At 45.0% G+C, this 231-nt stretch carries 1 protein-coding gene; it reads left to right on the forward strand.

Translation table 11 applies throughout. The features are described from left to right. On the forward strand, positions 1 to 190 hold a 190-nt coding region (locus tag AAEY80_RS14905; RefSeq protein WP_350588649.1), incomplete at its 5' end, for an AIR synthase-related protein. Between the last annotated feature and the right edge of the window lie 41 nt (positions 191 to 231).

A 231-nucleotide genomic window follows, 5' to 3' on the forward strand; every position in this document is an offset into this window, starting at 1 on the left:
GTTACAAACCCAAGGTAATATCGAGCAAAGCGAGATGTACCGTACCTTTAACTGCGGCGTTGGGTTTGTTATCGTCGTACCAAAAGATAAAGCAGATGCTGCTATCCAAACCTTGAATGATGCTGGCGAAAAAGCATGGAAATTAGGTGAAATGGTCAAGCGTGAAGCGGATGCAGTGGTGTACCGTTAATGCTAGCCAATAATACCAGTCATGCCAACAAGCCATTACGC

This window comes from Psychrobacter sp. 78a-MNA-CIBAN-0178, from assembly GCF_040309625.1.
GTDB lineage: Bacteria > Pseudomonadota > Gammaproteobacteria > Pseudomonadales > Moraxellaceae > Psychrobacter > Psychrobacter okhotskensis.